The sequence below is a fragment of the Achromobacter sp. FW305-C-13 genome, assembly GCF_058783475.1.
Window position 1 is genome coordinate 592,826 of the sequence record NZ_JBYSYN010000001.1, and the last position, 21,320, is coordinate 614,145.

Consider the following 21,320-nt stretch of genomic DNA (forward strand, 5'->3'; position numbering starts at 1 on the left):
TTATCGGGCCGCCGGGATCTTGAATTTTCGGCTATTGTTCCCATAACAGACGTAACTGACGTGGATAGCTCGGGGTATACCCGGGCCTCCTGTCCCCGATACGCCGAGTCATACCGAGGAACCTCCTATGTCTGCCAGCCAGACCCTGCCTTCCGACCCGATCGACCTGCCCCTGCTCCCACTTCGCGATGTCGTGGTGTTCCCGCACATGGTCATCCCGCTGTTCGTCGGCCGTCCGCGCTCTATTCGCGCGCTCGAGGTTGCGATGGAAGCGGGCAAAAGCATCATGCTCGTGGCCCAAAAGTCCGCCGGCAAAGATGACCCCACCCCCGAAGACGTCTACGAGATTGGTTGCGTAGCCGGCATCCTGCAAATGCTCAAGCTGCCCGACGGCACCGTCAAGGTGCTGGTCGAAGGTACCCAACGTGCCCGCATCAACAGCATTGAAGACGCCGATTCGCACTTCACCTGCCAGGTGACGCCGATCGAGCCGGACGCCATGCAGGGCTCCGAGACCGAGGCGTTGCGCCGCGCGATCGTTGCCCAGTTCGAACAATACGTAAAGCTCAACAAGAAGATCCCCCCGGAGATCCTGACCTCGTTGGCTGGCATCGATGATGCCGGTCGCCTGGCCGACACGATCGCCGCGCATCTTCCGCTGAAGCTCGAGCAGAAACAGAAGATGCTCGAGATCGTCGGCACGTCCGAGCGCCTTGAAGGTCTGCTTACCCAGCTCGAAACCGAAATCGACATCCTCCAGGTCGAGAAGCGGATTCGCGGCCGCGTGAAGAAGCAGATGGAAAAGAGCCAACGCGACTACTACCTGAATGAGCAGGTCAAGGCCATTCAGAAGGAGTTGGGCGAAGGCGAAGAGGGCGCGGACATCGAAGAGCTTGAAAAGAAGATCATCGCTGCCCACATGCCCAAAGAGGCGCGCAAGAAGGCCGATGCCGAGCTCAAGAAGCTCAAGCTGATGTCGCCCATGTCGGCCGAAGCCACCGTGGTGCGCAACTACATCGATACGCTCATCAACCTCCCCTGGAGGAAGAAGAGCAAGATCAACAACTCGATCGCCAATGCCGAGACGGTGCTGGACAACGACCACTACGGTCTGGAAAAGGTCAAGGAACGCATCCTCGAGTATCTTGCCGTGCAACAGCGCGTGGACAAGGTGAAGGCCCCGATCCTGTGCCTGGTTGGACCTCCGGGCGTGGGTAAGACCTCCCTGGGCCAGTCCATTGCCAAGGCGACGAACCGCAAGTTCGTGCGCATGGCCTTGGGCGGCGTTCGCGACGAGGCCGAGATCCGTGGCCACCGCCGGACGTACATCGGCTCCATGCCGGGCAAGATCGTCCAGAACATGTCGAAGGTCGGTGTGCGCAATCCGCTGTTCCTGCTTGATGAAATCGACAAGCTGGGCATGGATTTCCGTGGCGACCCCTCGTCCGCGCTGCTCGAAGTGCTGGATCCGGAACAGAACCACACGTTCCAGGACCACTACATCGAAGTCGACTTCGACCTGTCGGACGTCATGTTCGTGGCCACCAGCAACACGCTGAACATTCCGCCGGCGCTGCTCGACCGTATGGAAGTGATCCGCCTGTCCGGTTACACGGAAGAGGAAAAGATCCATATCGGCCGCGACCATCTGCTGCCCAAGCTGATGAAGAACAACGGCGTGAAGGACAGCGAGCTGACGGTGGACGATTCCGCGCTGCGCGACATCGTGCGCTACTACACCCGCGAAGCCGGTGTGCGTGCGCTCGAACGCGAAGTGGGCAAGATCTGCCGCAAGGTCATCAAGCAATTGCTGACCCAGACCGATCGCGCCAAGGCCGAAGGCAAGACCTTTGAGGTCAAGCCGGTCAATGTCACGGGTGAAAACCTGAGCGACTACCTGGGCGTGCGCCGCTACACCTTCGGCATGGCCGAAAAGGAAAACCAGATCGGTCAGGTGACCGGCCTGGCGTGGACGGAAGTCGGTGGCGACCTGCTGACGATCGAAGTCGCGGACATGCCCGGCAAGGGCGTCATCCAGCGCACCGGTTCGCTCGGCGATGTGATGAAGGAGTCGGTCGAGGCGGCTCGTACGGTGGTGCGCTCGCGTGCCCGCCGTCTGGGGTTTGCTGACAGCGTCTTCGAGAAGCACGACATGCACGTGCACGTGCCGGAAGGCGCGACCCCCAAGGACGGTCCGTCCGCGGGTATCGCGATCACGACCGCCATGGTTTCGGCTTTGTCGCGCATCCCGGTGCGTGCCGATGTTGCCATGACCGGCGAGATCACGCTGCGCGGCGAAGTGCTGCCGATCGGCGGCCTGAAGGAAAAGCTGCTGGCTGCGCACCGTGGCGGCATCAAGACGGTCTTGATCCCGGAAGAAAACGTCAAGGACTTGGCGGAGATCCCGGACAACGTCAAGAACCACCTTGAGATCGTGCCGGTCCGTTGGATCGACAAGGTGCTCGAACTGGCCCTGGAACGTCTGCCTGAGCCGCTGGCTGAGGAAGAAGCGGTAAAGGAGCCCCTGGTGGCCAAGCCGGCTGAGCCGGGTTCGACCGATCCGGTGCTCAAGCACTGATCACGACCCCAAGGGCGCCTTCGAAAGAGGGCGCCCAATGAAAAACCCCGCTGCGGCGGGGTTTTTCTTTTGCGCCAAGGGCGCGTTGGCGCCAGAGGCTTTGAAGGACGGGCTAGTGCAGCGCGTGCGTGCGGATCAGGCCAACCGCAATGCCTTCCAGTGCAAATTCCTGGTCGGCTTCCACCACGATCGTTTGGAAGTCCGGGTTTTCGGGCAGAAGCTCGATATGCCCGTTGGTGCGCTGCAGGCGCTTGACGGTGACGTCGTCGCCCAGGCGGGCCACGACGATCTGGCCGTTGCGGGCTTCAGAGGCCTTCTTCACGGCCAGCAGATCCCCTTCGAGGATGCCGGCGTCACGCATGCTCATGCCGCGCACCTTCAACAGGTAGTCGGGCGCTTGCGCGAACAGGTGGGGGTCGACGCCCACTTCGCGTTCGACGTGTTCAGCGGCAAGAATGGGGCTGCCGGCGGCGACACGGCCCACCAGCGGCAGCAGCAGCTGCGCCAGCGAGGGTATGGGCAGGGAAGCCTGCGAAGAGGCGGAGGCGCCGTCCTTCAGGCGGATGCCCCGCGAGGCGCCGGCGGTAAGCTCGATGGCGCCCTTGCGGGCCAATGCCTTGAGATGGTCTTCCGCCGCGTTGGGCGAACGGAAACCCAGGGCCTGGGCGATTTCGGCACGCGTCGGCGGGAAGCCGGTGCGCGTGACGGTTTGCCGGATGAGGTCCAGGATTTGTTGCTGGCGATCTGTAAGTTTGCTGGCCATGGCGATGATCCGGTGCGAGCGGACTGTACATATATACAGCGCCATTCTGGGGGACGTAGCGCAAAAAAGCAAGCCAGTCCAGGGCCCCTTCAGCAAAACGGAGCCCGAAGGCTCCGTTTTTCAGCAATCAGGCCAGATGGCCCAAGCTCTGGGTTACAGCACGGCGGCGATGCCGGCGGCAACCTTGTCGATGTTGCCGCTGTTCAGGGCGGCGACGCAGATGCGGCCGCTGGAAACGGCGTAGACGCCGTGTTCTTCACGCAGGCGATCCACTTGCGCGGCGGTCAGGCCCGAATACGAGAACATGCCGCGTTGCTGCAGGACGAAGCTGAAGTCCTGCTTGCCGCCGTGTTCCTTGATCTTCTCGACCAGTTGCTTGCGCATCAGGCGGATGCGGTCGCGCATGCCGGCCAGTTCTTCTTCCCACATGGCGAAGAGTTCCGGCGTGTTCAGCACCGTCGACACCACCGTGCCGCCATGGGTGGGCGGGTTGGAGTAGTTGGTGCGGATGACGCGCTTCAACTGGCTCAGCACGCGGGTGGCTTCTTCCTTGCTGCCAGCCACGACCGTCAGTGCGCCCACGCGTTCGCCGTACAGCGAGAACGACTTCGAGAACGACGAGCTGATGAACATGGTCATGTCCAGGTCGGCGAACAGGCGCACGACCGAGGCGTCTTCCGTCAAGCCTTCGCCAAAGCCCTGGTAGGCGATGTCGAGGAACGGGACCAGATTGTTTTCCTTCACGACGGCGGCGATCTGCTTCCACTGGTCGGCGGTGGGGTCCACGCCGGTCGGGTTATGGCAGCACGCGTGCAGCACGACGACGGTCTTGGCCGGTGCGGCCTTCAGGTCCGCCAGCATGGCGTCGAAATTCAGGCCGCGGGTGGTGGCGTCGTAGTACGAGTAGGTGCCGACTTCGAAGCCAGCGCGCTCGAACAGGGCGCGGTGGTTTTCCCAGCTGGGGTTGCTGATCAGGACCTTGGAGGTCGGCAGCAACTGGCGCAGGAAGTCGGCGCCGATCTTCAGCGCGCCCGTGCCGCCCAGAGCCTGGGTGGTCAGAACGCGGCCGGCGGCGGCCAACGGGGATTCTTTGCCCAGCAGCAGCGCTTGAGCGCCCTGGTTGTAGCCGGCGATGCCTTCGATCGGCAGGTAGCCGCGTGCGGCGGCGGCCTCGATGCGGGCGGTTTCGGCTTTGCGTACGGCGCCCAGCAGGGGGATCCGTCCCTGATCGTCGTAGTACACGCCCACGCCCAGGTTGACTTTACCGGGACGCGTATCCGCGTTGAATTGTTCGTTCAGACCAAGAATGGGGTCGCGCGGCGCGAGTTCGACGGAATCGAAAAGGTTGCTCATGGGACTCTGATGAGGATGGGTGGACGCAGTACGGTGTGCTGTGGATAATGGGGGGTTTACCCTGGAACAGTCTAGCATGCCCAAGAGCCCAATAGACCCGAGCAGCGCGGGAGATCTGAATGATGATCTCGCTGCGGATCTGACGGCGGCGTCGGCATCGGCTGCGCCCCTGCCGGGGCGGGAAGTGAAGCCCGGATTCGTCGAGTATCCGGACAGCCCATTTCAGCTTTATCAGCCTTATCCTCCTGCAGGCGACCAGCCCGCGGCCATCGACGGCCTGACGCAGGGGGTCGAAGATGGCCTCATGTTCCAGACGCTGCTGGGCGTGACGGGATCGGGCAAGACCTACACCATGGCCAACGTGATCGCCCGGATGGGGCGGCCCGCCTTGGTACTGGCCCCTAATAAGACGCTGGCGGCGCAGCTCTACGCTGAAATGCGGGAGTTCTTCCCGAAGAACGCCGTCGAGTATTTCGTCTCTTACTACGATTACTACCAGCCCGAGGCCTACGTGCCCACGCGCGACCTGTTCATTGAAAAGGATTCGTCCATCAATGAACACATCGAGCAGATGCGGCTGTCGGCCACCAAGAGCCTCTTGGAGCGTCGGGACACAATCATCGTGGGCACGGTGTCGTGCATCTACGGTATTGGTAACCCGGGCGACTATCACGCGATGGTGCTGATCCTGCGTAGCGGGGACCAGATTTCCCGCCGCGAGATCCTGGCCCGCCTGGTGGCGATGCAGTACACGCGCAACGACGCGGAATTCACCCGCGGCGTGTTCCGGGTGCGTGGCGAGACCATCGACATCTTTCCGGCGGAAAGTGCCGAACTCGCCCTGCGCCTGACGCTGTTTGACGACGAGATCGAAAGCCTGGAGCTCTTCGACCCGCTGACCGGCCGCATCCGCCAGAAGCTGCCGCGGTTCACCGTTTACCCCGGCTCGCACTATGTGACCCCGCGCGACACCGTCCTGCGCGCCATCGAGACCATCAAGGAAGAGCTGCGCGAACGCGTCAAGCGCTTCGTCGATGATGGCCATCTGGTCGAGGCGCAACGGCTGGAGCAACGCACCCGGTTCGACCTGGAGATGCTGCAGGAGCTGGGTTTCTGCAAGGGCATCGAAAACTACTCGCGGCACCTGTCCGGCGCGGCGCCGGGGGATCCTCCGCCCACGCTGATCGATTACCTGCCGTCGGACGCGTTGATGTTCATCGACGAAAGCCACGTCACCATCGGGCAGCTGAGCGGCATGTACCGCGGCGACCGCTCGCGCAAGGAAACCCTGGTGCAGTACGGCTTTCGCCTGCCGTCGGCGCTGGATAACCGGCCGCTCAAGCTCGAGGAATTCGAAACGCGGATGCGCCAGTGCGTTTTCGTGTCGGCCACGCCGGCCGCCTACGAGAAAGAGCACGCGGACAATGTGGTCGAGCAGGTCGTACGGCCCACGGGGCTCGTCGATCCCTTGGTTGAGGTGTTGCCGGCCCGCACCCAGGTGGACGACCTGCTGGGCCAGATCAAGGCGCGCGTGTCGCTGGGCGAGCGTGTGCTGGTCACCACCCTGACCAAGCGCATGGCGGAAGACCTGACGGACTTCCTGAGCGAGCACGGGGTGAAGGTGCGCTATCTGCACTCCGACATCGACACGGTGGAACGCGTGGAAATCCTGCGCGACCTGCGCCTGGGCACGTTCGACGTGCTGGTAGGGATCAACCTGCTGCGTGAAGGGCTGGACATCCCCGAAGTGTCGCTGGTGGCCATCCTGGACGCGGACAAGGAAGGTTTCCTGCGTTCCGAGCGCAGCCTGATCCAGACCATTGGCCGCGCGGCGCGCAATCTGAACGGCCACGCCATCCTGTACGCCGACCGCATTACGGATTCGATGCAGCGCGCAATGGAGGAAACCAGCCGTCGCCGCGCCAAGCAGCTGCAATTCAACATCGACAACGGCATTACGGCCCGCGGGGTGCAGAAAGCGGTGCGCGAACTGATCGACGGCATCGTCGCCCCGGTTCAGCACGATGCGCTGGAAGCTGCCGTGCCGGCGGAATTCCTGAAGGACGAAAAGGCCCTGGCGCGCGAACTCAAGCGCCTGGAAAAGCTGATGATGGACCATGCCCGGAACCTGGAGTTCGAGCAGGCCGCTGCCGCCCGCGATGCCTTGACGGCCTTGAAGCAACGGGTGCTTCTGGATGGGGCGGTGTAGCAAAGCACGTATCAAAACGTGTCTGTTTGCTGACGCCTACCTGAAAATATGTAAAACCCGCAATGTTGCAATTGCGGCTTCACAATCTTCGTGAATCCCCGGGATCCGAGCCTGTTTCCTGCGACTGAATATCCGCTTAACTCATTGATTTCAATGGCAATAGTCCGGATATTCGGCAGCCCTTATCCAATCGGATAATTGCAAAAAAAGCTTGCCTTATCTCGGGTTTTCCCGCACACTTACTTCCATGATGACCAAGGTACTTTTCGTTTGCATGGGCAATATCTGTCGCTCGCCGAGCGCAGAGGGCGTGTTTCGCCATTTGGTGAACGACGCGGGTTTGGGCGATGTTGTTCGCATCGACTCCGCGGGCACGCACGCGTTTCATATCGGCGAGGCGCCTGATGCCCGGGCGCAGGCTGCGGCGCGTAAGCGCGGCTACGAGATCACGCACTGTGAGGCGCGTCAGGTCACCGCGGAAGATTTCCGCGACTTTGATCTTATCCTCGCCATGGACTGGGACAATCTGTCCGCCATGCAGCAGCAGTGCCCCAAAACCTATCAGCACAAATTGATGCTGCTGATGCGCTTTGCCAATGAGTTCGAGGAGGCCACCGTGCCTGACCCGTACTATGGCGGCGCCGATGGTTTCGGCAAGGTGCTCGATTATCTGGAAGACGCCTGTCAGGGTGTTCTTGAACTGGTCCGTAAGCGCGCTACCCAGTACCAGGCGGCGTGACCGTCTAGGCCGTAGAGCCGCCCGCTGAGCGGCTCTCGGCGTACTTGGCAGTGAAAAAACCGCGCAAATGCGCGGTTTTTTCTAGCCGGGAGCCATACCAAATTAGTCGGGAATAGGCTATACTTGAGCCAATTACTCGGGTATTGACCGCTGGATTCGCTGGCGGCCATTGCCGAATCACAGGGAACCCACCATGCGGCTAACTACCAAAGGGCGTTTCGCCGTGACTGCCATGATCGATCTGGCTATGCGGCAGCATAGCGGCCCGGTCACTCTTGCGGCCATCAGCCAGCGTCAGAATATTTCGCTTTCCTATCTGGAACAGCTGTTCGGGAAACTGCGTCGCCACGAACTCGTGGACAGCGTGCGCGGCCCGGGCGGCGGTTATTCGCTTGCACGCCTTGCGCGCAACGTGACCGTTGCCGACATCATCTTCGCGGTCGATGAGCCGCTGGACGCCACGAGCTGTGGCGGCAAACGGGACTGTACGAGCGGCAACGACGGCAAGCCGGGCAAGTGCATGACGCACGAACTCTGGGCCACGTTGAATCGCAAGATGGTCGATTACCTGGATTCGGTGTCCCTGCAAGATCTGGTTGATCAGCAGCGCGTGCGCCAATTGCAGGAAGCCAACAATCAAGCGCAGGCCTGCGCGGTACGTGTGAATCGGGTAGGGGGCACGAATGCCGCCGCCAACGCCCCGACCACGACCGTCGCCGCCAATGCCACCGTATAAGCAGTATCAGGAGTTGTAGATATGACCACCCGCCCGATTTATTTTGACTATTCGGCCACGACGCCCGTCGACCCCCGCGTCGTGGACAAGATGGTGCCCTGGCTGTACGAGAACTTCGGCAACCCGGCATCGCGCAGCCACTCGTTCGGCTGGGATTCCGAAGAAGCCGTTGAACGCGCCCGCGAAGAAGTTGCCAAGCTGGTCAACGCCGACCCGCGCGAGATCGTCTGGACCTCTGGCGCCACCGAATCCGACAACCTGGCCATCAAGGGCGCCGCGAACTTCTACGCGGAACGCGGCAAGCACATCATCACCGTCAAGACCGAACACAAGGCGGTGCTGGATACCTGTCGCGAGCTCGAACGCCAAGGCTTCGACGTCACGTATCTGAATGTGAAAGACGATGGCCTGATCGACCTGGATACCTTCAAGGCCGCGCTGCGCCCCGATACCGTGCTGGTGTCGGTGATGATGGTGAACAACGAGATCGGCGTGGTCCAGGATATCGAGACGCTGGGCGAGATCTGCCGTGAAAAGGGCATCATCTTCCACGTGGACGCCGCTCAGGCGACGGGCAAGGTGGAAATCGACCTGCAAAAGCTGAAGGTCGACCTGATGTCGTTCTCGGCGCACAAGACCTATGGCCCCAAGGGCATCGGCGCGCTGTATGTTCGCCGCAAGCCGCGCATCCGCATCGAAGCGCAAATGCACGGCGGCGGCCACGAGCGCGGTTTCCGCTCGGGCACGCTGGCCACGCACCAGATCGTCGGCATGGGCGAAGCGTTCCGCCTGGCCCGTGAAGAAATGGGCACCGAGAACGAGCGCATCCGCATGTTGCGCGATCGTCTCTGGAATGGCCTGTCGCAAATCGAAGAGGTCTACCTCAACGGCGACATGGACCAGCGCGTTCCGCACAACTTGAATGTCAGCTTCAACTACGTCGAAGGCGAGTCCCTGATCATGGCGATCAAGGAACTGGCCGTGTCCAGCGGTTCGGCCTGCACCTCGGCCAGCCTGGAGCCGTCCTACGTGCTGCGCGCCCTGGGCCGCAACGACGAGTTGGCGCACAGCTCTATCCGTTTCACCCTGGGCCGCTTCACCACCGAAAAGGAAGTGGACTTCGCCATTGAATTGCTCAAGAGCCGCGTGGGCAAGCTGCGCGACATGTCGCCGCTTTGGGAAATGGCCAAGGAAGGCGTTGACTTGAACACCGTGCAGTGGGCCGCGCACTAAGCGCCCGCGCCAAGAAATACGTGGAGAAATAACATGTCTTACAGCACCAAAGTTCTGGATCACTACGAAAACCCGCGCAACGTCGGTTCGTTCGACAAGTCGGACGAGTCGGTCGGTACCGGCATGGTCGGCGCACCCGCCTGTGGCGACGTCATGAAGCTGCAGATCAAGGTGAATGAAGCCGGCGTGATCGAAGACGCGCGCTTCAAGACCTACGGCTGCGGTTCGGCCATCGCTTCCAGCTCGCTCGTGACCGAATGGGTCAAGGGCAAGACGCTGGACCAAGCGATGAACATCCGCAACACGCAGATCGCCGAAGAACTGGCATTGCCGCCGGTCAAGGTTCACTGTTCCATCCTGGCCGAAGACGCGATCAAGGCCGCGGTGCAGAACTACAAAGAAAAGCACTCGGTTCCGGCCGAAGCGGTGGCAGGCTGATCATGTCCGTTACCCTGACCCAACAGGCTGCCACCCATATCGGGCGCTACTTGCAGAAGCGCGGAAAGGGTATTGGCTTGCGGCTCGGCGTTAGGACGACGGGCTGCTCCGGCATGGCCTACAAGTTGGAATACGTGGACGACTCGGCGCCGGAAGACGCCGTGTTCGAAAGCTTCGGCGTGAAGGTCTTCATTGACCCGAAGAGCCTGGCTTACCTGGATGGCACCGAGCTGGACTACGCCCGCGAAGGCCTGAACGAAGGTTTCAAGTTCCGCAACCCCAACGAAAAGGCGACCTGCGGCTGCGGCGAGTCGTTCACGGTGTAAGTCTTGGCTGGAGACGACCACTTCAGCCTGTTCGGCTTGCCGGCACGCTTTGACCTGGACGCGCAAGCGTTGGAGTCCGCGTGGCGTGCTGTCGCCGCGCAAGTGCATCCCGACCGTTACGCCACGGCCAGCCCCGCGGAGCGACGCGTGGCCATGCAGTGGGCGGCGCGCGCGAACGAGGCGTACCGCGTGCTGCGGGATCCCTTGCTGCGCGCACGTTACCTGTGTGAGCAGGCAGGCATTGATCTGCAGACCGAAAGCAATACGTCCATGGACACGGCTTTCCTGATGCAGCAGATGACCTGGCGCGAGATGCTGGACGATGCGCGCGACGACGCCGATGCCCTGGCCGCCTTGCAGACGGAGTTGGAAGCGGCGCGCACTGCGATGCGCGCCACGTTGACGCGTCTGCTGGACAACGAGCGCGACTACGCGACTGCCGGGCTGAAGATCCGGGAATGGATGTTCGTGGAAAAGCTGGCGGAAGAGCTGGCGCACGCGCAGCCCGCCGGATAGTCCAAGCCGCGTTGGGGCGCCTGAAGCAGGCGCCCGGATTTCGCCGCCTACTGAGCAGAAAAATACAATCATGGCCTTATTGCAGATATCCGAGCCCGGCGAGTCGCCCGCGCCGCACCAGCGCAAGCTGGCGGTGGGGATCGACCTGGGCACTACCAATTCTCTGGTCGCGGCCGTGCGCAGCAGCGTCGCCGAAGTGCTGCCTGATGCAGAAGGCCATGCCTTGCTGCCCTCGGCGGTGCGTTATTTCCCGGGTGGCAAAGTCACCACCGGCCGCGAGCCGCTGGCTCAGCAGGCCGAAGACCCGTTGAACACCGTCGTGTCCGTGAAGCGCTTCATGGGCCGTTCGCTGGAAGAGGCTCGCGCCACGCGTGCGCCGTATGAATTCGTGGACGCGCCCGGCATGGTGCGCATCCGCACCGCGCAGGGCGACCTGAGCCCGGTCGAGGTGTCGGCACAGATCCTGGCGGTGTTGCGCCAGCGTGCCGAAGACGTCCTGGGCGACGACCTAGTGGGCGCGGTCATCACCGTGCCGGCGTATTTTGACGACGCCCAGCGCCAGGCCACGCGCGACGCTGCCCGGCTGGCTGGCCTGAATGTCTTGCGCCTGCTGAATGAGCCCACGGCCGCGGCGATCGCCTATGGCCTGGACCACGCCTCGGAAGGCGTGTATGCCGTGTACGACCTGGGCGGCGGCACCTTCGATATTTCCATTCTGCGCCTGACTCAAGGCGTGTTCGAAGTGATCTCCACCGGCGGCGATACGGCGCTGGGCGGCGACGACTTTGACGCCTTGATCGCCGACCACGCCGTGGCCAAGCTTGCCGCTGGCGAGTTTTCGCCGGCTGACCGGCGCGGGCTGTTGATGGCGGCGCGGGCTGCGCGCGAAGCACTGTCCGATGCCGAATCTGCCAACCTGAAGCTGACGCTGGCGGACGGGCGCGATGTCGACGTCGTGCTGACCCGCGCAGAATTCGAGGCACTGGCGCAACCTCTGGTAGAGCGTACGCTGGATTGCGCGCGCCGAGCGCTGCGCGATGCGTCGCTGAAGGCAGCCGATGTGCGCGGTGTGGTGATGGTGGGTGGCGCAACGCGCATGCCTGTCGTTCGCGCCGCTGTCGGCCGTGTATTCGGCACGGAACCGTTGACCGATCTGGACCCGGATCAGGTGGTGGCGCTGGGCGCCGCCTTGCAGGCCAACCTGCTGGCGGGCAATCGCGCGCCGGGCGAGGACTGGCTGCTGCTGGATGTGATTCCGCTGTCGCTGGGGCTGGAAACCATGGGTGGGCTGGTCGAGCGCGTGATTCCGCGCAACAGCACCATTCCTGTCGCCCGCGCTCAGGAATTCACGACGTTCAAGGATGGCCAGACGGCCATGAGCATCCATGTGGTGCAGGGCGAGCGCGACCTGGTGGCGGATTCGCGTTCGCTGGCCCGGTTCGAGCTGCGCGGCATCCCTCCGATGGTGGCGGGCGCCGCGCGCATCCGTGTGACCTTCCAGGTGGATGCGGATGGCCTGCTGAGCGTGACGGCCCGTGAACAAAGCACGGGCGTCGAGGCCGCCGTGTCGGTCAAGCCGTCGTACGGGCTGACCGACGACGAGATTGCGCAGATGCTGGCCGACAGCGTGGCGCAGGCCGATACGGACGCACGCGCCCGCATGCTGCGCGAGCAGCAAGTGGATGCACGCCAGTTGGTGGAATCCGTGCAGGCGGCCCTGGCCGTCGACGGTGACCTGCTGGACGCGGAAGAACGCAAGCATGTTGACGAATGCCTGCAGGCCGCCATTGCCGCGCAGTCCGCGCAGGATGTGGACACGGTGAAAGACGCGGTGCAAGCGCTGTCGGCTGCGACCGACGACTTTGCCGCGCGGCGGATGGACCGCAGCATCCGTGCCGCACTGGCGGGCCGCAAACTTGATGAGATCGCCTGATTAGACGTATGCCGAAACTGACTGTATTGCCTCATCCCGATTACTGCCCCGAGGGCGCCGTGATCGAAGACGCGCCCAAGGGCGTGTCGATTTGCCGTGTCCTGCTGGACAACCACATCGACATCGAACATGCATGCGAGCTGTCGTGCGCGTGCACGACCTGTCACGTGGTGATCAAGCAAGGTTATTCCGCGCTGGAAGACGCGACGGACGACGAAGAGGACTTGCTGGACAAGGCCTGGGGCCTGACCCCGACGTCGCGCCTGTCGTGCCAGGCGTTGGTGACCGATACCGACCTGACGGTCGAGATTCCCAAGTACACCATCAACCACGCCAAAGAGGGCCATTGATGAAGTGGACCGACACCTACGACATTGCCGCCGCGCTGGTCGACGCGCACCCGGACGTAGACCCCAAGACGCTGCGTTTTACGCAACTGCGTGAATGGGTCATGGCCTTGCCGGAATTCAGCGACGACCCCGCCCATTGCGGCGAGAAGATCCTGGAGGCCATCCAGATGGCCTGGATCGACGAAGCGGACTGACCGACGCTACCGAACGCTCCCTCTGGGAGCGTTTTTTTTTCCGCCGGGCCGCCCCAAGGAAAAACGCCCCCTCGGGGGGCAGCAAGCACGCGAAGCGTGCGCAGCGTGGGGGCCTCTCCATTCTGGCGAGCCGCGGTCATGGCGACCACGGTATCATCAAGCCTCTGCTCGTTGATCCCTTTAGCTTGAGTCTACCGATGCCCGCTGCCCAATTGCGTTTTGGCCTGGCCGCCAATCGATTGCACCACGAAAGCCCCGATGCCGCCTTGTTTACCTGGCTGCGCGCATGTTCATCCACGATACGGGAGCTGGGCGTGCAACTGCACACCGTCGGCCGCACGCATGATGCGATCGTGCGCGAAGGCATGCTACAGGGCTACAGCGGCTTGATCCGGTACCCGTACGGGCGCGAGGGTGGCTTGATGAAGCTGGTGGCTCGCGTGACTGAGGGCCGAGACGGGCAGGCGCCGTTCGATGGCGCGATCTATCTGATCGACCCGGTGGACCCGTCTTCGATTTTCCCCGAGGCGTTGGCGTTGAAGCGCCAATGCATCACGCATGGCCGGCCGTTCATTTCGACCTTGGCCGGGGCGATTGAATGGATGGAGGTCGAACGCGTGCACGCCGGGTTGGCGCCGGACGTGTCGGCCTCGCGCCTGTTCAACTTCACGGGCCAGACCTTGGCGATGATCGCCCACGATGCGTTGAAAGACGAGATGGTGGCGTTCGCCAGCGAGCATTTCGACGTGCTGTCGCAGTTTGCGCGGCGGGTGGCTACAGGCACGACCGGCGGTCGCCTGAACGAATTGGCGTGGTCGCGCGGCTGGCCCAAAGACACCCCTTGGGTGCACCGCTACCTGAGCGGGCCGCTGGGCGGCGACGCGCAGATCGCGGAGCTGGTGCTGGAACATCAATGCCAGCGCGTGATCTTCTTCGAAGACCCGCACGTGGCGCGCCAGCACGAGGCGGACATCCAGCTGCTGGAACGAGCGGTGCGCGTGGTGACGGAATCGGCGACCTGCGCTACCTCGCCGACCGTGGCGCGGCGTTGGGCGCAGGCGGTGGAAAAGCGCGCCGGCCTCATCTGACCGCCGTCAAGCAGGCGGCCGGCCATCGACGATGATCCGGCTGACCTGATCGGCCACGGCCGAGGCCGCCATCGATAGCGGCAAGACGTCCGAGCGGCAAAGATAGACCGGCCGGGTCATGCGCGGCTTCTTGATGCGATGGAGCACCACATCCCCGCGCATCGCCTCTACCCGCACGGCTTCATACGACAGGATCGTGTGCGCCAGGCCCGCCTGAACCAGTTCTATCAATTGCGGGATCGCGTTGGCTTCGGCGATGACGCGGAAGGCCGCGTGCTCCTGTTGCTGATAGTGGTCCAGCAGCCTGCGCAGGCTGTGCGGATTGCCGGGCAGCACCAGCGGTAATTCGGCAAGCGCCTGCAGCCCCATCGTGGGCAAGGCGTCGAGTTCGACCGCGCGCGGCTTCGCCCTGGTCCGGGGCGGAGGCGGGGACACCACCACCAGTTCCTCGTCGATCAAATGCTGAAAGCGCAGGTCGACCGCGGCGTCGTCGCTGAACGTCAGGCCCAGGTCGGCATGCCCCGAACTGACGAAGCCCGGGATGTAGCCGGTGCTGGACTCGATGATCTTGAGATACACGCCGGGCCAGTGCGCAAGGCTGAAGCGCAGTAATGGCACGGCGACCAGCTTTGCCATGGACATCGACATTGCCAGCGACACCGTGCCGCGCGGGGCGGTCAGGTCTTCACGCACATCGGCGCGGGCCGCATCGATACGGCCCAGGATCTCGCGTGCGTGCGCAAGCAGGCGCGTGCCGGCGGTGGTGGGGGCGACGCCGCGCGCACTGCGGTGCAGCAGCACCACGCCCAGGTCTTCCTCCAGGTTGCGAATCAACAGGCTCAACGCGGGCTGGGCGACATGGAGCGCGGCCGCGGCGCGGCTGATCGAGCCTGCGGAAACCACGGCGACAAAGCACTGCATAGCGCGAATCGACATCGACATGAAGGCACTCGACGAAGGTAGATATCATAATTTTATTATGGGCCGCATATAAAAACGGTATTTCTCGTATATCTTTCCGCTTCGCATAATGCAGCGCCACCATCGAAAAACATACGGAGACATCATGGCGCTCATGAAAGCACTGGCTGCCGCGCTTGCGGCAACCGTTCTGGCCTCGCCGGCCGTTGCGGATACCTGGCCCTCGAAACCCATTACGCTGCTGGTGCCGTTCTCGGCCGGCGGCCCGACCGATTTCATCGCCCGACTGGTGGCGGAGCCGCTCTCGCGGGAACTGGGGCAGCAGGTCATCGTGCAGAACAAGCCCGGGGCAAGCGGCAACGTCGGCTATCAAAGCGTGCTGAATGGGCCGGCAGACGGCTACACGCTGATGCACAACACGGTGGGGATGCAGGCGATCAATCCGCTGATGTATCCCAGCGCGAAGATGCATCCGTTGCAGGATTACGTGCCGGTGGGCATCACCGGCGCCATGCCCAATCTGTTGGTCGTCAACCCCGAGCGGACGCCGGTGAAGACGCTGGACGAGCTGGTTGAGCGCGGCCGGGCGACGTCTAACGGGCTGAGCTACGCCACCTTCGGGCCGGGAAGTTCGCCACATGTGTACGGCGCGCTGTTGCAAAAGGCCGCCAAGTTCCAGGCGGTAGGCGTGGCCTACAAGGGCAGCGCGAACGCCGTGACCGATGTGATCGGCGGGCAGATCGATTTCCTGTTCGACAGCATGTCGACCAGCATCGGGCAGGTCCAGGCCGGCAGGCTCAAGGCGCTGGCGATCACCTCGGCCCAGCGTTCGCCGATGTTGCCCGACGTGCCGACGCTGAAGGAAGCCGGTTATGGCAGCCTGGACCTGAAGTTCTGGTTTGCGCTGCAGGTGCCGGCAGGCACGCCGCCTGAGGTCGTGACGAAGTTGCGCGGCGCCGTGGCGAACGTCGTGGCAAGCGACGCGTACCGCAAGGCCATGCAAGAGCGCGGCGCGGAAGCCTTGCCCGTGGCGCCGGCTGACCTGGACGCCTTTTTCAAGCGCGAAACGGCCCAATGGACCGACGCCGCCAACGCCGTGGGGCTGAAGGCCGAATGATGAACCTGCCCACCTCTGCACGTATGGCGCCGCTGAAGGACATCGTCGTCCTGGATTTGAGCAAGGTGCTTGCCGGACCGCTTTGCGGCCAGTATCTGGGCGAGCTGGGCGCCCGGGTGATCAAGGTCGAGCCCGTGGGCACGGGCGACGACACCCGCGCCTGGCTGCCGCAGGACGCAGGGCAATCGGCGACGTTTCTGGCGGTGAACCACAACAAGCGCAGCCTGGCCGTGGACTTGAAGACCGACGCGGGCAGGGCGGTGGTGCACCGGCTGGCCGAGCAGGCGGACGTGGTGCTGCAGGGCTTCGGCGGCAAGACCGCCGCGCGCCTGGGCGTGGACTACGACACCCTGAGCCGCCTGAACCCGAAGCTGATCTACTGCGAAATTTCGGGGTATGGGCGTGAGGGTCCGATGGGCGAAGAGCCCGGTTATGACGTGATGCTGCAAGCCTTCAGCGGCATGATCAGCACCATGGGCGAGCCGGGTGGAAGTTATGCGCGTGCCAGCTTCTCGCCCGTGGACTTGGGCACGGGCTCTTTCGCACTAAGCGGCATCCTGGCGGCGCTGCTTGCGCGCAGCCAGACGGGTGTCGGCCAGTATCTGGACGTGTCGCTGCTGGATACCTCCCTGGGCTTGATGTCGTACATGGCGCAGAACTACTGGCGCACCGGTAGGATTCCGCAGCGGATGGGAACGGGCCATCCCGCGATGTGCCCGTATCAAGCGTTCAGGGCGGCGGATGGCGACCTGATGCTGGGCGTTGGCAATGATGCGCAATGGCAGCGCTTTTGCGCCGTGGCGGGCTTGCAGGATTACGTTGACGCGCCGGAATTCGCAAGCAATGCGGCGCGGGTGCGCAACTTCGACGCGACCGTGACGCTGGTGCAGGCGCGTATCCAGACGCGCACCGTGGCGCAATGGCTGGCGGCATTGAAGCCCGCGGGGATCGCGTGCTCGGCTATCCATACCTTGGATCAGGCGCTGGCGCATCCACAGGTTGCGGCGCGCGAGTTGATCGTGACGACCCAGCACCCGGTACTGGGCGAGGTGCGCAATATCGGCTTGCCTGTGCGGTTCAACGGGCAGCCAAGGCAGGCCGCGCGGCCGGCGCCGCTGCTGGGCGAACACAGCCGGGAGATCCTGGCGGACCTGGGCTACACGTCCGGGGAGATCGAGGCGATGCTTGCCGCAGGCAGCGTGCAGGCGGCGACGCAATGTTCGGAAGCTGGAGAACCATCATGACCTACCTGCGCTACGAAGTCCGCGACCGGGTCGCGGAGATTCATCTGTGCCACGCGCCCGTCAATGCGCTGGATGTGGACATGCTGGACGCGCTGATCGCCGCGCTTGAGCGTGCCAACGCCGACGCTTACGTGAGGGTCGTGTTGCTGGCCAGCGACCTGCCCGGCAGGTTCTGCGCGGGGCTCGATATGAAAAAGCTGCTGGCGAGTACACCCGTGCAGGTCCATGCGCTCTTGACCCGGCTGTACATCAAGCTGTACGACGCCCAGTTCAATTTGACCAAGCCGTCGATCTCCGTAGTGTCGGGCGCGGTGCGGGGCGGGGGCATGACGGTGGCCATTTCCAGCGACATGATCGTTGCCGCGGACACGGCAACCTTCGGCTACCCCGAAATCGATGTGGGGGTGCTGCCGGCGATCCACTACGCGCACCTGCCCGCCATCGTGGGCAAGCACCGGGCGTTTGATCTGCTGTTTACAGGCAGGACGTTCAGCGCGCATGAAGCGCACGCATCGGGCCTGGTGACGCACGTGGAACAGGAAGCGCAATTGCTGTACGCGGCGCGCACGCTGGCGCAATCCCTGGCGTGCAAGCCGCCGCAGGTGTTGGCGATGGGCCGGCGTGCTTTCGTGTTCGCCAACGATAACGACTACCGCCGCAAACTGGCGACGGCGGTCGAGGTCTTCTGCAATGCAGCGGCGACGCCTGACGCCGCCGAAGGCCTGGCCGCCTTCGTGGAAAAGCGCGCGCCGATCTGGCGCGACCCGCAGGCGTGATCCGTCATTCGCCCTTGAAATCGGGCGCGCGCTTTTCGAGAAACGCCTGCACGCCTTCGGCGAAGTCGGCGCGCGAGGCCGAATCCAGGAAGCGCGCCGTCTCTTCCGCCAGTTGGGTTTCCAGCGAGGCATGCTCGGCCGACCGCAGCAGGTCCTTCGCGCCTGCGATGCCGTGCGGCGCGTGGCGCGCAAGCGCTTCGGCGTAGGCCTTGGCTGCAGTGTCCAGCTCACCGGCGGGCGCGACGCGGGTGAGGATGCCCCAGGCCAGCGCATCGCTGGCGGTGAAGGCGTCGTGGCGCAGCAGCAGGTCCAGCGCGCGCCGGGAACCTAGTACGCGCGTCAGGCCGTGCGTCATGCCCGCGTCGGGCGTGGCGCCCAGTTTCAAGTAGGCGGTCATGAAACGGGTGCCCGCGTCGGCGATGGCGAGGTCGCAGGCCAGCAGCAGCGACAGGCCGGCGCCGGCCGCCACGCCATGCGCCTGCGCCAGCCAGACCTTGTCCATGCGCCCGATGCGGGAGATGAAATCATTGAGCGGCGTGAAGAGGTCCTGCAGCGTGTTGCGCACCTGAGCAGCGTCGCCGGTGAACATGCTGATATCGCCGCCCGCGCAAAACGCCTTGCCCGCCGCGCGCAGGCGCACGACACGGATTTCGCGGCGCGTCTCCAGCCATTGGGCGGCTTGCTGTAAGTCTCGCGCCATGGCAACGTCGATGGCGTTCAGCGCATCGGGACGGTTCAGCGTCAGGGTGGCGAGGGTGTCTTCGGCTTCAAGCAGCACCGTTTTGAACGTCGGAAGTCCTTGGGTCATGGCGTGTCTCCGTTATCGGGTAAGTACCAACTGTCGATCCAAAAACCGCGATGCTATGGTCTGAACCGAGCGCTTGCTTGGTTTTGTTTTAAGCACGCTTAGCGTAACGCATCGCTGCATGGCACAGAAGCACTGTGTGGAGCACTACCGCATTGAACGATTTTCCGGCGCTGGTCTGGCGTAGGTAAAGACAGGTTCGTTGCATCTCCTGGCTCGCGGGTCGCCTGATTCATCGCCTTAAAAAATGTCCGCCCAAGGCGGCAAGAACTTCGCGATCAAAAAAGCGAGGAGACAAATGGTGGATCAGTCCGAGCAACCTCCCTTGCTGGAGGTGGATGGGGTTACCTTGGCGTTCGGCGGGGTCAAGGCATTGACCGGCGTGGGCTTTCGCGTGGCGCCGGGTTCCATCACCACGGTCATCGGCCCCAACGGCGCCGGCAAGACCTCGCTGTTCAATACCATTTCCGGGTTCTACAAACCAGCCGCCGGACAAGTCCGGTTCGAAGGCCGCGACATCACGCGCGTGGCCGCGCCCGAGCGCGCCAAGCTGGGGCTGGCGCGCAGTTTCCAGAACATCGCGCTGTTCCGCGGCATGACGGTGCTGGACAACATCAAGCTGGGCCGCCATGCGCACTTGCGTACCAATGTGCTGGACGCCTTGTTCTACCTGGGCCGCGCACGCCGTGAAGAGATGGCTCTGCGGGCCGACATCGAAGAACGCATCATCGACTTCCTGGAGATCGACCACATCCGCCATGCACCGGTGTCGGCCTTGTCCTACGGCCTGCAAAAACGCGTGGAACTGGCGCGTGCGCTTGCCATGAACCCCAAGGTGCTGATGCTGGACGAGCCCGTGGCAGGCATGAACCGCGAAGAGACGGACGACATGGCGCGCTTCATCCTGGATGCGCGGTCCGAGTGGGGCGTGACCGTGCTGATGGTGGAGCACGACATGGGCATGGTCATGGATTTGTCGGACCACGTAGTGGTGCTGAACTTCGGGCAGGTGATCGCGGACGGCACGCCTGGCGAGGTGCAGGCCAATCCCGAAGTCATCAAGGCGTATCTGGGGGCGGGCGATGTTGGCGACCTGCGCCGCCGCTTGCGGGAGGCGGCCTGATGGACATGCTGTTCTTCCTGGAAGTCACGCTGGCGGGACTGGGCAGCGGCGGGCTGTATGCGCTGGCGGCGCTGGCCTTCGTGATCGTCTACAAGGCGACGCGGGTCGTGAACATCGCCATCGGCGAATTCCTGATGCTGGGCGCCTACGTGTTCTATGCGTTTGCGACGGGCATGGAGTGGCCGATCTGGCTGGCGATCGTAGGCGCCGTGGTGGTGTCGGGCGCCTTGGGCGCGCTGGTCGAACGGCTGACGATACGGCCCATGCTGGGCGAGGCCCCGATATCGGTGTTCATGGTGACGGTGGGGCTGGCGTCGATCCTGGTCGGCGCGGTGGAACTGATCTGGACCGCCGACCAGCGGCGCTTGCCGGAGTTCATGCCGCGCGCGCCGGTGATGGTGGGCGAGGCGTTCGTGGCGCCCAAGGTGTTCTACGGGTTCTGGGTGGCCGTGGTGCTGGCCTTGCTGGTGCTGGTGGTGTTTCGCTACTGGCGTGGCGGGGTGGCCTTGCGCGCCACGGCGTCGGACCAGGGCGCCGCCTATGCGATGGGCATCAACGTGCCGCGCGTGTTTTCACTGGCCTGGGTGGCGGCGGGCGCGCTGGCGGCGGTGTCGGGCGTGATCGTGGGCGCCATCGGGGGCATTTCCTCGTCGATGGGCGTCTTTGGCCTGTCGGTGCTGGTGGTGGTGATCGTGGGCGGACTGGACAGCGTGGCCGGCGCCCTGGTCGGCGGCGTGTTCATCGGATTGCTGGAGGCCTGGGCGGGCGCCTATCTGGGGGGCGAGTACAAGCTGCTGGCTACTTTCATCGTGCTGGTCGTGGTGCTGATGGTCAGGCCGTACGGCCTGTTCGGCACCCGTGAAATCGAGAGGCTCTGA

21 protein-coding genes are annotated in these 21,320 nt (G+C 63.7%); 17 read left to right on the forward strand and 4 right to left on the reverse strand.

Features of this window, described 5'->3' with window-relative positions:
• Positions 1-127: 127 nt before the first annotated feature.
• The gene (gene lon / locus AC3WMU_RS02805) at positions 128-2,578 is read left to right on the forward strand and encodes an endopeptidase La (RefSeq protein ID WP_006225305.1); all 2,451 of its coding nucleotides are present in this window, start codon (positions 128-130) and stop codon (positions 2,576-2,578) included.
• Between the two features lie 112 nt (positions 2,579-2,690).
• Here the strand turns inward: lon and lexA are convergent, their stop codons facing one another.
• Together lexA and AC3WMU_RS02815 are read right to left on the reverse strand one after the other, a co-directional pair.
• The gene (gene lexA / locus AC3WMU_RS02810) at positions 2,691-3,341 is read right to left on the reverse strand and encodes a transcriptional repressor LexA (protein WP_088590071.1); all 651 of its coding nucleotides are present in this window, start codon (positions 3,339-3,341) and stop codon (positions 2,691-2,693) included.
• A 153-nt stretch (positions 3,342-3,494) separates the two neighbouring features.
• A complete protein-coding gene (locus AC3WMU_RS02815; RefSeq protein WP_088590072.1) occupies positions 3,495-4,694 on the reverse strand; it encodes an amino acid aminotransferase in 1,200 nt (399 codons plus the stop codon).
• Positions 4,695-4,770: 76 nt separating this feature from the next.
• Between AC3WMU_RS02815 and uvrB the strand changes: the two genes are divergently transcribed.
• From uvrB to AC3WMU_RS02870, 11 genes are all read left to right on the forward strand, one after another.
• On the forward strand, positions 4,771-6,903 hold the full coding sequence (uvrB, locus tag AC3WMU_RS02820) for an excinuclease ABC subunit UvrB (RefSeq protein WP_492281777.1): 2,133 nt from the start codon (positions 4,771-4,773) through the stop codon (positions 6,901-6,903).
• Between the two features lie 247 nt (positions 6,904-7,150).
• Positions 7,151-7,642: a low molecular weight protein-tyrosine-phosphatase gene (locus AC3WMU_RS02825; RefSeq protein ID WP_006225301.1), complete on the forward strand. Its 492-nt coding sequence runs from the start codon at positions 7,151-7,153 to the stop codon at positions 7,640-7,642.
• Between the two features lie 193 nt (positions 7,643-7,835).
• Positions 7,836-8,378: a Fe-S cluster assembly transcriptional regulator IscR gene (gene iscR / locus AC3WMU_RS02830; protein ID WP_035213312.1), complete on the forward strand. Its 543-nt coding sequence runs from the start codon at positions 7,836-7,838 to the stop codon at positions 8,376-8,378.
• Positions 8,379-8,399: 21 nt separating this feature from the next.
• Positions 8,400-9,611, forward strand: a complete 1,212-nt coding sequence (locus AC3WMU_RS02835; protein ID WP_006225298.1) for an IscS subfamily cysteine desulfurase — start codon at positions 8,400-8,402, stop codon at positions 9,609-9,611.
• Between the two features lie 33 nt (positions 9,612-9,644).
• Positions 9,645-10,049, forward strand: coding sequence for a Fe-S cluster assembly scaffold IscU (gene iscU, locus AC3WMU_RS02840; RefSeq protein ID WP_006225297.1), 405 nt, complete (start codon positions 9,645-9,647; stop codon positions 10,047-10,049).
• A 2-nt stretch (positions 10,050-10,051) separates the two neighbouring features.
• A complete protein-coding gene (gene iscA / locus AC3WMU_RS02845; protein WP_006225296.1) occupies positions 10,052-10,375 on the forward strand; it encodes an iron-sulfur cluster assembly protein IscA in 324 nt (107 codons plus the stop codon).
• 3 nt (positions 10,376-10,378) lie between these two features.
• Positions 10,379-10,891 carry a Fe-S protein assembly co-chaperone HscB gene (gene hscB, locus AC3WMU_RS02850; RefSeq protein WP_006225295.1) on the forward strand — a complete coding sequence of 171 codons (513 nt, stop codon included), beginning with the start codon at positions 10,379-10,381 and terminating at the stop codon, positions 10,889-10,891.
• Between the two features lie 70 nt (positions 10,892-10,961).
• Entirely contained in the window at positions 10,962-12,824 is a 1,863-nt protein-coding gene (gene hscA / locus AC3WMU_RS02855) for a Fe-S protein assembly chaperone HscA (RefSeq protein WP_006225294.1), read from the forward strand.
• Between the two features lie 8 nt (positions 12,825-12,832).
• Positions 12,833-13,174, forward strand: a complete 342-nt coding sequence (gene fdx / locus AC3WMU_RS02860; RefSeq protein ID WP_006225293.1) for an ISC system 2Fe-2S type ferredoxin — start codon at positions 12,833-12,835, stop codon at positions 13,172-13,174.
• Complete coding sequence (iscX, locus tag AC3WMU_RS02865; protein ID WP_006225292.1) at positions 13,174-13,368, forward strand: Fe-S cluster assembly protein IscX; 195 nt, start codon at positions 13,174-13,176, stop codon at positions 13,366-13,368. The genes fdx and iscX overlap by 1 nt, the downstream gene beginning before the upstream one ends.
• Positions 13,369-13,565: 197 nt before the next feature.
• Entirely contained in the window at positions 13,566-14,456 is an 891-nt protein-coding gene (locus AC3WMU_RS02870) for a methylglyoxal synthase (RefSeq protein ID WP_006225291.1), read from the forward strand.
• A gap of 6 nt (positions 14,457-14,462) precedes the next feature.
• Here the strand turns inward: AC3WMU_RS02870 and AC3WMU_RS02875 are convergent, their stop codons facing one another.
• Positions 14,463-15,398: a LysR family transcriptional regulator gene (locus tag AC3WMU_RS02875; RefSeq protein ID WP_424625845.1), complete on the reverse strand. Its 936-nt coding sequence runs from the start codon at positions 15,396-15,398 to the stop codon at positions 14,463-14,465.
• 124 nt (positions 15,399-15,522) lie between these two features.
• Between AC3WMU_RS02875 and AC3WMU_RS02880 the strand changes: the two genes are divergently transcribed.
• The 3 genes from AC3WMU_RS02880 to AC3WMU_RS02890 are packed head-to-tail and all read left to right on the forward strand — an operon-like array spanning position 15,523 to position 18,514.
• Entirely contained in the window at positions 15,523-16,494 is a 972-nt protein-coding gene (locus tag AC3WMU_RS02880) for a Bug family tripartite tricarboxylate transporter substrate binding protein (protein WP_006225289.1), read from the forward strand.
• Positions 16,491-17,738, forward strand: coding sequence for a CaiB/BaiF CoA transferase family protein (locus AC3WMU_RS02885; RefSeq protein ID WP_492281778.1), 1,248 nt, complete (start codon positions 16,491-16,493; stop codon positions 17,736-17,738). The genes AC3WMU_RS02880 and AC3WMU_RS02885 overlap by 4 nt, the downstream gene beginning before the upstream one ends.
• Positions 17,735-18,514, forward strand: coding sequence for an enoyl-CoA hydratase/isomerase family protein (locus tag AC3WMU_RS02890; protein WP_492281779.1), 780 nt, complete (start codon positions 17,735-17,737; stop codon positions 18,512-18,514). The genes AC3WMU_RS02885 and AC3WMU_RS02890 overlap by 4 nt, the downstream gene beginning before the upstream one ends.
• Before the next feature lie 4 nt (positions 18,515-18,518).
• Here the strand turns inward: AC3WMU_RS02890 and AC3WMU_RS02895 are convergent, their stop codons facing one another.
• Positions 18,519-19,322, reverse strand: coding sequence for an enoyl-CoA hydratase/isomerase family protein (locus AC3WMU_RS02895; protein ID WP_280028268.1), 804 nt, complete (start codon positions 19,320-19,322; stop codon positions 18,519-18,521).
• A gap of 295 nt (positions 19,323-19,617) precedes the next feature.
• On the opposite strand from AC3WMU_RS02895, the gene AC3WMU_RS02900 reads away from it, so the two are divergent.
• Entirely contained in the window at positions 19,618-20,442 is an 825-nt protein-coding gene (locus AC3WMU_RS02900; protein WP_006225285.1) for an ABC transporter ATP-binding protein, read from the forward strand.
• On the forward strand, positions 20,442-21,320 hold the full coding sequence (locus AC3WMU_RS02905; protein WP_006225284.1) for a branched-chain amino acid ABC transporter permease: 879 nt from the start codon (positions 20,442-20,444) through the stop codon (positions 21,318-21,320). The genes AC3WMU_RS02900 and AC3WMU_RS02905 overlap by 1 nt, the downstream gene beginning before the upstream one ends.